The organism is candidate division KSB1 bacterium (genome assembly GCA_016214895.1).
GTDB lineage: Bacteria > Electryoneota > RPQS01 > RPQS01 > RPQS01 > JACRMR01.
The window spans coordinates 289,894-303,298 of the sequence record JACRMR010000002.1 but is presented as its reverse complement, the minus strand read 5'-3'; the positions used below and the strand labels follow the sequence as shown (position 1 = coordinate 303,298).

The 13,405-nt window shown below is 60.5% G+C and carries 14 protein-coding genes and 2 tRNA genes; 6 read left to right on the top strand and 10 right to left on the bottom strand.

Translation table 11 applies throughout. From position 1 onward, the window contains the following. Nucleotides 1-6: 6 nt before the first annotated feature. The 6 genes from HZB60_01225 to HZB60_01200 form a co-directional block, all read right to left on the bottom strand. A complete protein-coding gene (locus HZB60_01225; GenBank protein ID MBI5058382.1) occupies nt 7-453 on the bottom strand; it encodes a DUF1801 domain-containing protein in 447 nt (148 codons plus the stop codon). 7 nt (nt 454-460) lie between these two features. Further along, the gene (locus HZB60_01220) at nt 461-937 is read right to left on the bottom strand and encodes a VOC family protein (protein ID MBI5058381.1); all 477 of its coding nucleotides are present in this window, start codon (nt 935-937) and stop codon (nt 461-463) included. 160 nt (nt 938-1,097) lie between these two features. Beyond that, nucleotides 1,098-1,187: transfer RNA gene (locus tag HZB60_01215), tRNA-Ser, on the bottom strand. A gap of 37 nt (nt 1,188-1,224) precedes the next feature. Beyond that, nucleotides 1,225-1,494 carry a zinc ribbon domain-containing protein gene (locus tag HZB60_01210; protein MBI5058380.1) on the bottom strand — a complete coding sequence of 90 codons (270 nt, stop codon included), beginning with the start codon at nt 1,492-1,494 and terminating at the stop codon, nt 1,225-1,227. Further along, nucleotides 1,494-1,685 carry a hypothetical protein gene (locus HZB60_01205; protein ID MBI5058379.1) on the bottom strand — a complete coding sequence of 64 codons (192 nt, stop codon included), beginning with the start codon at nt 1,683-1,685 and terminating at the stop codon, nt 1,494-1,496. The genes HZB60_01210 and HZB60_01205 overlap by 1 nt, the downstream gene beginning before the upstream one ends. A gap of 42 nt (nt 1,686-1,727) precedes the next feature. Beyond that, a tRNA-Ser gene (locus tag HZB60_01200) sits at nt 1,728-1,812 on the bottom strand. Nucleotides 1,813-1,948: 136 nt separating this feature from the next. On the opposite strand from HZB60_01200, the gene HZB60_01195 reads away from it, so the two are divergent. The 6 genes from HZB60_01195 to HZB60_01170 all read left to right on the top strand — a co-directional run bounded on the left by HZB60_01195 (nt 1,949) and on the right by HZB60_01170 (nt 8,299). After that, nucleotides 1,949-3,112, top strand: a complete 1,164-nt coding sequence (locus HZB60_01195; protein MBI5058378.1) for an LptF/LptG family permease — start codon at nt 1,949-1,951, stop codon at nt 3,110-3,112. A gap of 67 nt (nt 3,113-3,179) precedes the next feature. Next, entirely contained in the window at nt 3,180-3,482 is a 303-nt protein-coding gene (locus tag HZB60_01190; protein ID MBI5058377.1) for a Dabb family protein, read from the top strand. A 28-nt stretch (nt 3,483-3,510) separates the two neighbouring features. Next, nucleotides 3,511-4,458, top strand: coding sequence for an FAD synthetase family protein (locus tag HZB60_01185; protein MBI5058376.1), 948 nt, complete (start codon nt 3,511-3,513; stop codon nt 4,456-4,458). A gap of 100 nt (nt 4,459-4,558) precedes the next feature. Next, entirely contained in the window at nt 4,559-5,149 is a 591-nt protein-coding gene (locus HZB60_01180) for an acetate uptake transporter (protein MBI5058375.1), read from the top strand. Nucleotides 5,150-5,288: 139 nt separating this feature from the next. Further along, nucleotides 5,289-5,975 (top strand): Crp/Fnr family transcriptional regulator, encoded by a 687-nt coding sequence (locus HZB60_01175; protein MBI5058374.1) that lies wholly within the window; start codon nt 5,289-5,291, stop codon nt 5,973-5,975. A 125-nt stretch (nt 5,976-6,100) separates the two neighbouring features. After that, nucleotides 6,101-8,299: a hypothetical protein gene (locus HZB60_01170; GenBank protein MBI5058373.1), complete on the top strand. Its 2,199-nt coding sequence runs from the start codon at nt 6,101-6,103 to the stop codon at nt 8,297-8,299. A 120-nt stretch (nt 8,300-8,419) separates the two neighbouring features. On the opposite strand, the gene HZB60_01165 is transcribed toward HZB60_01170, so the two are convergent. The 4 genes from HZB60_01165 to HZB60_01150 all read right to left on the bottom strand — a co-directional run bounded on the left by HZB60_01165 (nt 8,420) and on the right by HZB60_01150 (nt 12,826). Continuing rightward, the gene (locus tag HZB60_01165) at nt 8,420-8,605 is read right to left on the bottom strand and encodes a hypothetical protein (protein MBI5058372.1); all 186 of its coding nucleotides are present in this window, start codon (nt 8,603-8,605) and stop codon (nt 8,420-8,422) included. Between the two features lie 176 nt (nt 8,606-8,781). Beyond that, entirely contained in the window at nt 8,782-9,954 is a 1,173-nt protein-coding gene (locus tag HZB60_01160) for a hypothetical protein (protein ID MBI5058371.1), read from the bottom strand. Nucleotides 9,955-9,971: 17 nt separating this feature from the next. Further along, nucleotides 9,972-12,155, bottom strand: a complete 2,184-nt coding sequence (locus HZB60_01155; GenBank protein ID MBI5058370.1) for a PBP1A family penicillin-binding protein — start codon at nt 12,153-12,155, stop codon at nt 9,972-9,974. After that, entirely contained in the window at nt 12,152-12,826 is a 675-nt protein-coding gene (locus tag HZB60_01150) for a UDP-2,3-diacylglucosamine diphosphatase (GenBank protein ID MBI5058369.1), read from the bottom strand. The genes HZB60_01155 and HZB60_01150 overlap by 4 nt, the downstream gene beginning before the upstream one ends. Nucleotides 12,827-13,405: the final 579 nt, after the last annotated feature.

Genomic DNA, 13,405 nt, shown 5'->3' with positions numbered 1-13,405 from the left:
GCGGAGTTACTTTTGGTGCGCGGCCGCGACGATTTTCAGAAATTCGGCGAGCGGCGTTCGGGCGATCGTCTCGCCGATGAGGTCCAGTGGCAGGTCGGCGAGTTGCTTGAAGCGCACGCACGACTTTCCCATATTCAGCGGCTTACCGCTCTTGGCCCATTGTTGGAGAAACCACGTTTCGATCTTCGGGTTGCCGTACACGTTCGTCAGATAGACGGACATGTAGTTCTTCTGCGAAGCGAGCGCGGCATAGACCAGCGGCAAACCGTTATAGGTATCGGGACAGGTGGCCAACGGCACGACGTAAGCGATCATCCCGTGCTGCATTACCTCCTGGTAACCCGCCGGAAGATTCGTGCGGATCACTGTTCGTACCGCGCTGATCGCTGTGCGCCGCTCCTCCGGAAGTTCGGTGAGGTAGTCGGCAACGGTGGCTGCGCCGCTGGTCGCCACGAACGAATCAGCTCTCCGCGGCCTGCTTCAGTGTCGCGATGTCCAGCTTCGTCATCGGCATCAGCGCCGCCATGACGCGCTTTCCCTTTACGGGATCCGACATCAGCTGGCCCAGCATCGACGGCATGATTTGCCACGACACCCCGAACTGGTCGTCCAGCCAGCCGCACTGACTGGGTTTTCCGCCCGCGGACAGCTTGTCCCAGTAGTAATCGATTTCTTCCTGCGTCTCGCAATGAACCATGAATGAAACGGCCGGGGAGAACTTGAACATCGGCCCGCCATTTAAGGCCAGGAACTCGTGATCGTTGAGTGTGAAGGTCATCGTCATCACGGAATTCGCGGGCAGTCCGGCGACCTTGGACACCTCTTCACTGTAACGAGCGGTCGTTCCGATCTTCGAGTTCTTGAACACGGAGAGGTAGAAATTGACGGCCGCTTCAGCATTGCCGTCGAACCAGAGACAGGTGGTGATCTTCTGCATGGGGGCTTTCAAATACCTATGGGGTCAAACAATCGATGACGTCAGGCTTCGCACCCAACGCCGCCGAGCCGGGTTAAGGTCTTCCGCAACCCGGCCGGAATCAGATCCATGCACTCCAATCTTCTGCATCGTCGCTGCAGGCTTCAAGCTTCTGCCCTTGCGGAGAGGGGGGGATTCGAACCCCCGGTACGGCTTTACACCGTACAACGGTTTAGCAAACCGCCGCCTTAAGCCACTCGGCCACCTCTCCAAAAATCCAAAGTCGAAAATCGGAATTCCGCTACCGCTCATTGCCAACGCTTGAGTGTGGGAATTAGATTGCGGGACATTTCCTCGGCCTGTGTCCGCGGGAATCCGAGCTTCGCGGTCATGAAGTCGATCGAGGATTGGATCATCCCCTCCACCGTAAGCTCCGGTTGCGTGAACTGGCCGTGCTGAAAGCAAAACCGGCAATATTCACCGGCCTGCGTTCCGTCGGCATTGGTGCCGAAGCCGGACGGCTCGGTCAGCGGCATCCCGCAACTCTGGCAACGGACTTTCTCGGGAATTGGTTCCATCAGATTCTCCCTCGATGCGGTGTCGCCCTGCGCCAACTCCAGATGGCTCCGATCAGGCTGCTGGTGCAGAGCGCCACCACGATCCACTCCGCCGTGGTGTCAGGTTCGCCCTTGATGATATCATACAGTGCCAGCGAGAGAAACAACAGCGACGCCGCCGCCACCCCCAGCGAGATAGTCTTGCGGTTCATGTTTGTACCTCGTATCTTGCGTTGCGGCCGGAGTCCGCACGGCGGAGGACGGGAGACTCGAACTCCCAAGGGCCGCAAAGCCCGGCGGTTTTCAAGACCGCTGCCTTACCATTAGGTCTAGTCCTCCCAGCCCCAAGAGTCAGGGTCCTAAGCGTAGCAATATAGGAATTTCGGGCTAATGAGTCAACCCGTGCGCCTTCATTGGTATGGAGCGCACCGCTTCCGTTTCATCCCTCATCCTTCATCCCTCATCCCTATCTTCATTGGTCCTCTTCCGTTACATCTCCCGGGAGTTCATTCCTCCCTTCGTGTTCAGCCTCAGCCTGATTATCTTCTTGTTTGTGCTGAACCTGCTGTTCCAAATGCTAGGCAGAATCGCCGGGAAGGGGCTGCCGTGGAACACCGTGGCGGAGTTCTTTGTCCTGAATCTGGCCTGGATGGTGGCGCTGGCGGTGCCGATGGCCGTGCTCGTGGCGACGCTGACGACCTATGGCCGGTTGGGAGCGGATGGCGAGATTACGGCCCTGAAAGCCTCCGGCGTCGGGCCGGTCCGCTTGCTCCTCCCCGCTCTCGTCATGGGTCTGACCGTGGCTGCCGTGCTGGTGATCTTTAATGATCGCTTTCTCCCGGACATGAACCGCCGCTCACGACAGCTGCAGGCCGACATCAAGCGGAAGAAGCCGACCATGGTGCTCGAACCGGGCGTGTTCCTCTCCGATATTCCCGGCCACGTGCTGATCGCGCGCGAAGTGAATCAGGATAGCTCCGAACTCGGCGACCTGGTGGTCTATCAGGAGAACGACCCCGACTACGCGACCACGATTACCGCGAAGCAGGGCCGGCTGCGGTACAGTGAGGCGGCGGAGGGCTTTGAGTTCGCGCTCACCGACGGGCAAATTGAACGGCAATCGAAGAAGAAGCCTGCGGAGTACCAGCAGACGGATTTTGAGCGCGCGATCTTCCGGATATCGGCGCCCGAGATGTCGCTCAAGCGCACGGAGTCCAATTGGCGCGGCGACCGCGAAATGAATGTCGGCCAGTTGCGCGGGCGAATTGTCGAGTATGAGCTTCGCGATCCGGTCAATCTGCACCGCGACATCGACAAGCTCAAGGTCGAACTGCACAAGAAGTTCTCGATTCCCGCGGCGTGTATTGTCTTCGCGTTTCTGGGCATGATCATCGGCCAATGGGTACGCAAGTCGGGGTTGGGCGTCTCCGCCGGCTACAGCATCTTCTTCTTTCTGATCTACTGGGTGTTCTTGATCGGCGGCGAGGATCTTGCGGATCGCGACCGCCTCGATCCGTGGCTGGCGATGTGGGCGCCGAACATCTTGTTCTTCGGCCTTGCGCTCGTGCTCTTCTGGCAGGAGCGTCGGGGCCGTCCGTTGATCTCCTTCGCCTGGCTCCCGCGATGGTTCGGCCGATAGCGGCGGCTTCGGTTTTCACGTTTCAAGGTTCACGTCTTCGGCGTCCTCCCTCATCCCTAGTTCAATCATGATCGTTCACATCGTCATGTGGAAGCTGCACGAGTTCGCCGACGGCGCGGACAAGGCCGCCAACGCGCAGCGCGTGAAGGCGGTGCTAATCCCATTGCGCGGTCAGATCGCGGGGCTGACCCGGCTCGACGTCGGGATTAACGTCCCGCCGGACGCGCAAGCGTGGGATTTCGTGCTCTACACGGAGTTCGTAAACTGGCCCGCCCTCGAAGCCTACAGAATTCATCCGCTGCACATTGAGGCCGTGAGTCTTCTGCAAAAAGTCCGGTCCGAGCGCGCGGTCGTGGACTACGAGCTTTGATTTCCGATCACGCCCGCAATTTCATCTAATGTACGTCGCACGGCACCACGTCCACTGGCACGAGATCCAACGATCAGTGGTTACGATCGGCACGTTCGACGGCGTGCATTTGGGCCATCGCGCCATCATTTCCGCTCTGCTCGATCTGTCCAAAAGCGAGCAACTGTATCCGCTCGTGGTCTCGTTTCAGCCGCATCCGCGCACAGTAATTAGCAATGGAACGGAACTTCGTTTGATCCAGTCCGTGGCGGACCGATTGCGAGCGTTCGCGCGGATCGACGCACCGACGGTTTGCCTGCGCGCGTTCACGCGGGAACTGGCCGCGATGTCTCCCGCGGAATTCGTGACCGACGTGCTCCAACGCGAGTTTCACGCGAAGGCGCTGGTGATGGGATTCGACCATGCGTTCGGGCGGGACCGGGCGGGAACTCGCGACGTGGCGTCGGCGCTTGGAGCAGGCGCGGGATTTACGGTGCGCGTCGTTCCTCCGGTGATGTTGGGCGGCGAAATCGTCTGCTCGACGGCGATCCGGGCCAAACTGCGCGCCGGAGACGTTGCCGCCGCCGCCGCGATGTTAGGCCGGCCGTTTGAAACGACCTTGCGACAGTGGCGGCACTGGGCAGTCGATGCGGTGACAGGCCTGGCACAGCTCACGGCGGACTGGCCCACGGACCGCGTCGTCATCGGCGACGGCGTTTACGCCGGCTATCTCCAGAGTGAGCCCATCCTGCCGGTTGGAATTCTGATTCAAAGCCACTTGGTCCCGTCGCCGGGGAATCCCGCGGTGACCATCATGGCGCTCGGCGACGCCCCGCAGGAGCCGAGCAGCCGCGCGCGACTTCAATTCGTGGAGCGCGTCGGCGATCTCGACGGCGCCCGTAGCACGCATGCTCAGGCGGTGTTGACAACGGAGCTGCGCGGCCGGATTACGGAAGCACTCCGATTAGACCGGAGTCGGCGCGCGGACCTTCGGTAGTCGCGGCACAATTCTCGAACTCTTTTCCCTCCCGTCGGGAGGGTGTTCACGTACCTTAAGCACCTCGTCCACGCCGGACGGAAAGACGGCGGCACACTTCATGGAAAGCAATTTGACGATTCGCGAACTGCGGGACACGACGGCGAATCCCGCCCCGCTCGGGCTGCTCGGTTTTGGCATGACGACGGTACTCCTGAACCTGCACAACGCGGGTCTGTATCCGCTCGACAGCATGATTCTCGGAATGGGGATTTTCTACGGCGGAATCGCCCAGGTTATCGCCGGGGCCATGGAATGGAAGAAGCGAAACACCTTCGCGGCGACGGCATTCTGTTCCTACGGCTTTTTCTGGCTCACGCTGGTCGCGATGATCCTCCTTCCGCAAATGGGATACGGTCAAGCTCCCACGGCGGTGGCGAAGGCCGCATATTTGTTCATGTGGGGGCTGTTCACGTTCGTGATGTTCCTCGGCACGCTGCGGATTAGTCGCGCGCTGCAATTCGTGTTCGGTTCACTGACGATTCTGTTCTGGCTGCTGGCCGCGGGTGACGTTCTGGAGAATCAAACGATCCTGACCATCGCCGGCTACGAGGGACTCGTCTGTGGCCTGTCCGCGATCTACACGGGACTCGCGCAAGTCCTGAACGAGGTGTACGGTACGAGGGTGATGCCACTGGGGAGCTTGCGTTGAGTAAGGCTCGCAGGACGGACTGCTTCATCGCACCCGCTCCTGTCGCGCAGCTTTGATTTCGCCCCACGCAATCCGCTCCTGATGTAAGGCGATGAGTGGCGAAGCATTTGGCGAATTTGCAGACACACCGGAGCGATCGATGAATCAGCCACACTGCGCGGCTTGCGAGGTGGGCAGCAATGGAGTTCTGAGTAGCCTCTCCGCAGCTCAGCAACAGGAACTTGCGGTCCACAAACTGGAACGTGAGTATCGCAGGGGTCAGGTCATCTTTTCGACCGGTGACGATCTCGGTTATCTCTTTTGTATCCACAGCGGCTATGTAAAGCTCTCAAAGCTGGGCAATCACGGCGATGAGTTGGTAATCCGGGTGCTGGGACCAGGCGAGATCGCGGGCTACCGTCCGTTGTTAGCCAACGAGCCCGCTGCCGTGACGGCTGAATGCGCCGTACTGTCATGGCTCTGTCTGATTCCACGATCGCTCTTCTTGCGCTGGATCGAGGAGTCGCACGAGCTGTCGATGCGGATGATCCACAAGCTGGCGCGTGAACTGCGCGAATCGGAGGATCGATGGCTGTCGCGCGCGAATGAACCGGCAGAAATCAGACTGGCTCGGTTCATTCGCCAGTTGCTTCCGGGGCGATCCGCCATCGAGCAACATGAGGTCATGCCACGGATTGACTTTCCGAAGGGAGAGATCGCCCGTGCGGTGGGGGTAACACCATCGACCCTGTCGCGTCTGCTGAGTGCCTTGGCAGAGAGAGGCATCATCAAGTTGTCGTCGCGGCACTTCACGGTCGTCAATCCAAAGTATTTCAGCAGCTTGTAAATCGTCCGGGAATGTCCGATTTGATCAAGAGCAAGTATTTACTTGCTCTTTTTACTTTGTTATTGTATGCAACTTTGTTATAATATTCACAAAGTACATATGCATACTGAAGCGGAGACCGACTCATGCGCACGTTTCTATTCGCTTGTTCCGTGGTTGTCGTGTTTGCCACTGCCGCGTTCACATTGCTGGCCTCACCAGTCCCCACGACCATTAATGACATGTTCCTGCCTGGTTCGCAGCCCAACCAGTCGGGGACACTGGTAGATCCCTCGCAGTGTGACAATTGCCACGGGGGATACGACGAATTACAGGCGGAGCCGGCCTTCAATTGGCGCGGATCGATGATGGCGCAAGCGATGCGTGATCCGCTCTTTGTGGCGTGCATGACCGTTGCCAATCAGGATGCGCCGCAGGTTGGAGATCTGTGCATTCGCTGCCACACTCCGAAGGGCTGGTTGGAGGGGCGCTCGGTACCCACCGATGGTTCCGCGCTCACAGCCGCCGATCGCGAAGGCGTCAGTTGCGATTTCTGCCACAAGCTGGTCTTCCCCACTTCGCTCGGTGTGAATCCGCATCCGGCGAATTCGTTTTACACGACCGACACGTACCCGCGGGATCAGACCTACTTGGCGACGCTGGCGACCATTCCGCCGACGTCTGCCAACGGCATGTATATCGCGGATTCGGACAACGCGCGGCGTGGTCCCTTCAGCGATCCGGCGGCGCGACACTCCTTCTTTTATTCGCCGCTGCACACGATGTCGAATCACTGCGGCACCTGCCATGATGTGAGCAATCCGGTGTTCACACAAAATGCGAGCGGCCAATATGTTCCTAACGACTTCAATCAGGCTGCTCCTTCGTTTGACTTGCGGACTATGTTTCCCGTCGAGCGTACGTTCAGCGAATGGTCCGTCAGCGCGTATAACACGGCCGCGGGCGTCTATGCACCCCAGTTCGGCGGGAATCGCGATACCGTACGCACCTGCCAGGACTGCCACATGCGCGATGTCACGGGGCACGGTTGTCGTCAGAACGACGCCCCATTGCGGACGAACTTGCCGAAGCATGACATGACCGGGGGAAACACGGTGATTCCGCGCTGGGTGGCCGCGCAATATCCCGGCGAAGTGAACCTCGCCGCGCTGGATTCCGGGATCGCGCGGGCGCGCTACATGCTGCAAAATGCCGCGTCGCTGCAAGTCACGGTGGACGTGAGCACGGGGTTACCGGTTGCGCGCGTGCGAGTCACCAATGAAACCGGGCACAAGCTGCCCTCAGGCTACCCCGAAGGTCGCCGCATTTGGATCAACGTGCAGGCCTTCGACACGGCAAATGCGTTAGTGTACGAGTCGTGCCATTACGACACCGCGACCGCCGTACTCACACATGATGCGAACGCCAAGATCTACCAGATTGAGTTGGGAATATCTCCCGGGTTGGCCCCCGTGGTGAACCAGCCGGCCGGTCCGAGTTTCCATTTCGTGCAGAACGACACGGTCTACCACGACAACCGAATTCCTCCCCGGGGGTTCACACTGGCGAATTTCACGACGATCCAGTCGCCTCCCGTCGGACACTTCTATGCCGAGGGTCAATACTGGGACGATACGGACTACCTGCTGCCGTGGAATGCCGCGCGAGTGGAGGCTCGGCTGTACTATCAGACGACGAGCAAGGAATACATCGAGTTTCTACGCGACGCAAACGTGACGAATACGTCCGGGCAGACCGCGTATGATCTCTGGGCGGCGCATGGGAAGTCCACCCCGGAATTGATGCGCAGCGCCACGCAGACTATCATGATTCCGCCGCCGGAAGCGGCAACCGTGCCACAGCCGGTGAACGATGCGGTCGATGTGCCGGTCACCACGCTGCTTTCGTGGGCGGCGGGCGCTCGCGCCGCTTCGCACAACGTTTACTTCGGGACAACTTCTCCCCCACCCTTTATCGGCAACCAATTGACGACCACTCTTGATCCCGGCGGCGATCTCGCGCCCGCCACGACCTATTACTGGCGGGTTGACGAATTGAATGGCGGCGGCACGACCGCGGGCACGACGTGGAGCTTTACCACCGCAGGCGAGCTGTTGCCGCCCGAGCATTTGGTTGCGAGTTCTTCCGGTGCAGACATGCTGCTCAATTGGTCACCGGTTCCGCAGGCGACGGAGTATCGCATCTATCGCGTCACTTCGGCGGACATTGCGCCGGGCATCGGCGATCTCAGAGGCATCGTGAGCGACACAACATTCACGGATCTCGACGTGCTGAACTCGCCGATGACGTTCCACTTCTATCAAGTGACAGCGGTTCGGCCATAACGCATTGGCCAAGTTCTACCCACACACACGCACAAAACCGCCGCGAAGAGTCGCGGCGGTTTTGTGTTATTCGAATGCTGCGTGTTGCAGACTTATTGAGTCGAGGCGTTCAGTGACGGGTCACTTGCCGCGATGCCAGCCCTCATGCAGGGTCTTTTCCCATTCCTTTTCGATGGTGTCGGCGACCGAGGCTACGGTCTGGGTTCGCGGTTCAGCGGAGGTGGTTACCAGTTTCCGTGCGGCGGCCACCACCTTTGGCCTTTCCGTACGTGTTTGTTTTTTCAACGATTCCGTCGATTTCACCAATCGCCCTCCTTCCTGAATCTGGGTCAGGGTTGTTCTCTTCGGTTCGTTTCAGGATTTTAACGCACCATGCGAGCTCAGGTTCCCGTGGTGGAAAACTCAGACTAAGTTAAGCCTGGATAGATAGATACAGGCCGGCAGCGATGAGGTCTCGATTCATCGGGGAAACCGTAAAGCTCTCAGTCCACCGCAATCGCGATCTTGCCGAAGTGGAACTTATCCGGCTTCTGCATGATTAACGTCGCGCTCTGCCGATCGTCGCTGATGACGAGCTTGTAGTCAGCGTTTTCGTCATACGAGCGCGGGAACACAAGCACTTTGGAGATCTTGTTCAATCCCACGCTGGCTGCCGTAAACACAATGCGATTGTCCGCGCGCAGGTCGATGCTGCTCGGATTCGCGATCGCGTCAAGGTCGCCCGTCTCCCACTTGCCCAGCCCCGGCTTGCGGATCACGCCGATCCGGCTGAACTCCTTAAACGTGTTCACGCCGTAGTGGAGCGAATTCAGTTGTTTGGCCAGCGCTTCATTTTTGCTCGCCATCTCTTCCATCTGGTTGAGCATGGCATTCCGCTCTTCTTCAAGGCCCTTGATCTGACCGAGCAATTCAGACTTCCGCGATTCCAGGTCCTTGACTTCTTCTTCTTTGGCATTGCGCGCCTGAATCAGCGTCTGCCGCTCGGTTTCGATCTTGCGCTTGGTCGAGCGCGTCAGCGCATTCGGCGACATCTTGGCCGCGCCCTGCGTCACGAACGTACCGAACACTCCGTCATTATAGTAGTTCCAGACTTCAAAACCCGGCAGCAGCTCGGTCGTGAGCGCGGTCGATTCGATCAGTTTCATGGCTTCGTCTTCCGCCACTCCCTTGCCCTGCAGAAACGTCAAACAGAGCTGGAAGTGCGAGTCTCCGTGCTTCACTTCCAGCGGCGCGGGCAGCTTCGAGCGAATGTCGAGCACTTCGGCATTCAGTTCATCGATCTGCCGGTTCAGCGTCAGCACCTCTTGCAGCATGCCGCGATAGGAAACATCCTTTTCCTGCGCGACGCGCTTCTGCAGGATCTCCGCCTGCTCGGGCGACAGCCCGAGACTGGCGATGCCGGCGGTATCAAAGGCCTGCTCGGGATGCGCCGTGTTATATTTGCGCACGTAATCCATGATCTGGCCTTCGCGATCGGATATCTGCGTATTGAGCTTGTCCACCTTCATCACCAGCTCCTGGAAATTCTTGATCTCCTCGGGTTTACGCTGGGACGTGAAGCGAAAGATCAGCACGATCGCGACGAGCACGACGACGACGATGCTGACGATGAGAGCGACTCCGCCGCGGTCAAGACGACGACGTAAATCGGACATGGGAAGGAATCCTTCGATTAAAAGAGACTTGGCTTTCGTTTGCGCGGACCCGAGCTGCCGTGAATCCGGCACGACTCGAGTTGAGCGAGTTTCGTATTGACAAATTCGGCATGCGTGTACGGGCAATTCGTCGTGGCCAATTCACCCGAATCGTCGCACACATCGACCGTGCCGATTCCCCGCGGCACCGGAAAATCCTGATGCCGGTAATCCAGACTGTCGTACGCCGCGCGGACAAACTCCGCCCAGATCGGCAGCGCGGCGCGCGCGCCCTGCATGCCGCGACCGAGCGGCTTGGCCGGGTCATCGAGTCCCACCCACACGCCCGCGATGAGCTGCGGCGTGAACCCGACGAACCACGCGTCCGTGTAATCGTTGGTGGTCCCCGTCTTGCCGCCCGCCGGCTCGTAGAACTTGAACTCGGAGCGCAGCCCCGCGGCGGTGCCATGATCGCACACGGTGCGCAACAGGCTTTGCGTCAGGAACGCGGTTTCCTCGGAGAGCACGGCCTTGCGCTCCGGCCGGTACGAGACAATCTCCTGTCCCGCGGCGTCGTCGATGCCGGTCATGTACATCGGCTTCGACCAGATGCCGCCCGACTGGAACGCCTGATACGCGGCCACGAGGTCCAGCGGAATCACCCCGGACGACCCCAGGGCCAGTGCATCGTACGGATCGATCGGCGTCGTGATTCCCAATCGTCGCGCGAGCTCGGCGACATCCTTGGGCGTCGTGAACTCGCGAATCAGCCGCACGCAGACCACATTCAGCGACTTTTTGAGTCCGGTTCGCAGGTCCACCTCGCCGCCGTAATCCAGATCGTAGTTTCCCGGCGACCACACGTCTCCGTTGTCGAGGTGAATCGTAATCTCCTCGTTGGAAACATGTTGCGAGATCGGCACTCCCTTGTCCAGCGCGCTGGCGTACACAAACGGCTTGAAGGCGGAACCCGGCTGGCGGATCGCCTGTACGGCGCGATTGAATTTGGACTCCTCGAAATCGCGGCCGCCGATCATGGCCAGAATCGCACCGGTCTGCGGATCGAGCGCGACGAAGGCGACCTGGACGGGCATCACCTGCCGCGCGAGCGAATCCACGAACTTCTTGTCCGAGGCCAGCTTCCGGCGCGCCTTGAGCGACGAATCGGGATAATTCCGCGCCAGAATCTCGCCCAGCTCCTTCTCGCCGAACACGACGCGCACCTTCTTCTGCACGAGCGGGAGTTGCCGCGCCACGGCGGCTTCCGCGCAGGCTTGCAGCCGCGCGTCGATCGTGGTCCGCACCGTAACGCCGTCGTGATACGGATCGAATCCGAATTGCTTCCCGATGCCGTTGAGCTGCTGCCGTACCTGTTCGGTGAAGTACGGGGCGATGCCGAGCGAACCCTGCGCGGTCGCGGTCTCCAGCGCGATCGGAAGCTTGCTCAGGCTGTCCGCGCCCTGCGGGCTGAGGTATCCCACCGCGGCCATGCGGCCCAACACCAGATTGCGCCGGGCGAACGCGTTTTCCGGATTGTTGATTGGATTGTAGCGCGTCGGCGACTTCGGAATCGCGGCGATCAGCGCCGCCTCCTCGGTGGAGAGGTCCGCCGCCTTCTTGCTGAAGTAAGTATTCGCCGCCGCTTCGACCCCGTACGCTCCGGCTCCGAAATACGTTTGCGTGAGGTACATCTCGAGGATCTCGTCCTTCGAATAGTACCGTTCGATCTCCACCGCCGTCAAGGCTTCGCGCAGCTTGCGCATCATCGACCGCTGGGAAGTGTAATGCAGGTTGCGCGACAGCTGCTGCGTCAGTGTTGACGCGCCGCGGAAATGAAAATCAAGCCGGAGCACCCCTTTGGCGACGGCGCCGAACAACGCCAGCGGGCGAATTCCCCAGTGCTCGTAGAACTTGTGGTCTTCGGTCGCGAGGATCGCCTGCACCACTCGCGGCGACGTCTCGCTCAGGCTCGTGTAGAACCGCCGCTGCGTATAGATCTCCTTGAGCACCTCGCCTTGCCGGTCGAGCAGCTTGGTACTGAGCAGCGGATCGAAATTCTCTAATTGTTCGACGGCCGGCATGCCGCCGCGCAGCTGGATATAGAACCGCCAGCCGGCCAGAAACAGCACGAGCACGAAGCCGGCCATCGCGGCGATGATCCACAGCGTGCGCCGGACTCGTCGGCTGCTCGCGGTCTCCGCCCGGGTCGCGGCATCGCTCATGGCCGCGCTCGATCTTCGTGCAGGCGGTGCAACTTGAGTTCAGTCCCGTCGTGCACCGCGTAGCTGTAGTGCTGGATCCAATCGCCGAGGTTCACGTAAGTCCGCTGCCCTTCACGATGCTCCACCGGGCGGTGCGTGTGCCCCATGATCACACCGTCGTATCCGTCGCGAAAGCGCTCCTGCGCGAACGCCAGGAACTCCACGTCATCGTGCGGGTTCTCCTTGATGACCTTACGACTGGTCATGCTCGTGCCCCGCGCCAACCGCATGCCCAGGTCGGGGTGAATCCACGAAAACACTCGTTGCGACACCGGGCTGCGCAGCACACGTTTCACGAATCGATAGCCCGTATCGCGTTGCAAGATCCCGTCGCCGTGAAAGATGAACACCGATTGCTCGTGGATCCGCGCATGCACGCCGTCGAGGTGGGTCGTGAGGCCGACCTCCGTTTCGAGGAATCCATGGAGCCGGAAATCATGATTGCCGGAAAGTTGGTGGATGGCGATGCCCCGCTCTACGAGCGCCCGAAACCGGTGCAGGAGCGCGAAATGCTGCTTCGGGATCACGGTCGCCCACTCATACCAGAAGTCGAACAGATCGCCGACCACGAACAGCGACTTGGCCTCCGCTTCGGCCCGCTCGAGCAGCTCAAAGAGGTTTCGCCGTTGCACCTGTCCCGCCTCGCCCTGAACCGCCCCCAAATGGGCGAGTCGGACCTCCCCCCACATCCTGTGGGGGGCCGGGGGGGTGCGCGTCTGCGCGCATCTTCCGCCGTAGCCGCTCCCCCCCCAAATTCCGATTTGGGGGGGCAGGGGGGGTCTCGGGGAGTCGGACTTCCCCCCACATCCTGTGGGGGGCCGGGGGGGTGCGCGTCTGCGCGCATCTTCCGCCGCAGCCGCTCCCCCCCAAATGCCGATTCGGGGGGGCAGGGGGGGGGCTCGGGGAGTCGGACTTCCCCCCACATCCTGTGGGGGGCCGGGGGGGTGCGCGTCTACGCGCATCTTCCGCCGTAGCCGCTCCCCCCCCCAAATTCCGATTTGGGGGGGCAGGGGGGGTCTCGCGGAGTCGGACCTCCCCCCACATCCTGTGGGGGGCCGGGGGGGTGCGCGTCTGCGCGCATCTTCCGCCGTAGCCGCTCCCCCCCCAAATTCCGATTTGGGGGGGCAGGGGGGGTCTCGGGGTACCCACCGCTCTTCCGATCTTCCGCCTTTTCCCGTGCATTCTCCCTCCGATCCGCCCAAAACCTGCAC

What these genes read in the sequence shown, in the direction of transcription:
- HZB60_01170 (MBI5058373.1), top strand. Translation starts at nt 6,101, where the DNA reads ATGCGCACGTTTCTATTCGCTTGTTCCGTGGTTGTCGTGTTTGCCACT.
- HZB60_01185 (MBI5058376.1), top strand. Translation starts at nt 3,511, where the DNA reads ATGTACGTCGCACGGCACCACGTCCACTGGCACGAGATCCAACGATCA.
- HZB60_01155 (MBI5058370.1), bottom strand. Translation starts at nt 12,155, where the DNA reads ATGAGCGATGCCGCGACCCGGGCGGAGACCGCGAGCAGCCGACGAGTC.
- HZB60_01220 (MBI5058381.1), bottom strand. Translation starts at nt 937, where the DNA reads ATGCAGAAGATCACCACCTGTCTCTGGTTCGACGGCAATGCTGAAGCG.
- HZB60_01190 (MBI5058377.1), top strand. Translation starts at nt 3,180, where the DNA reads ATGATCGTTCACATCGTCATGTGGAAGCTGCACGAGTTCGCCGACGGC.
- HZB60_01210 (MBI5058380.1), bottom strand. Translation starts at nt 1,494, where the DNA reads ATGGAACCAATTCCCGAGAAAGTCCGTTGCCAGAGTTGCGGGATGCCG.
- HZB60_01205 (MBI5058379.1), bottom strand. Translation starts at nt 1,685, where the DNA reads ATGAACCGCAAGACTATCTCGCTGGGGGTGGCGGCGGCGTCGCTGTTG.
- HZB60_01175 (MBI5058374.1), top strand. Translation starts at nt 5,289, where the DNA reads ATGAATCAGCCACACTGCGCGGCTTGCGAGGTGGGCAGCAATGGAGTT.
- HZB60_01160 (MBI5058371.1), bottom strand. Translation starts at nt 9,954, where the DNA reads ATGTCCGATTTACGTCGTCGTCTTGACCGCGGCGGAGTCGCTCTCATC.
- HZB60_01180 (MBI5058375.1), top strand. Translation starts at nt 4,559, where the DNA reads ATGGAAAGCAATTTGACGATTCGCGAACTGCGGGACACGACGGCGAAT.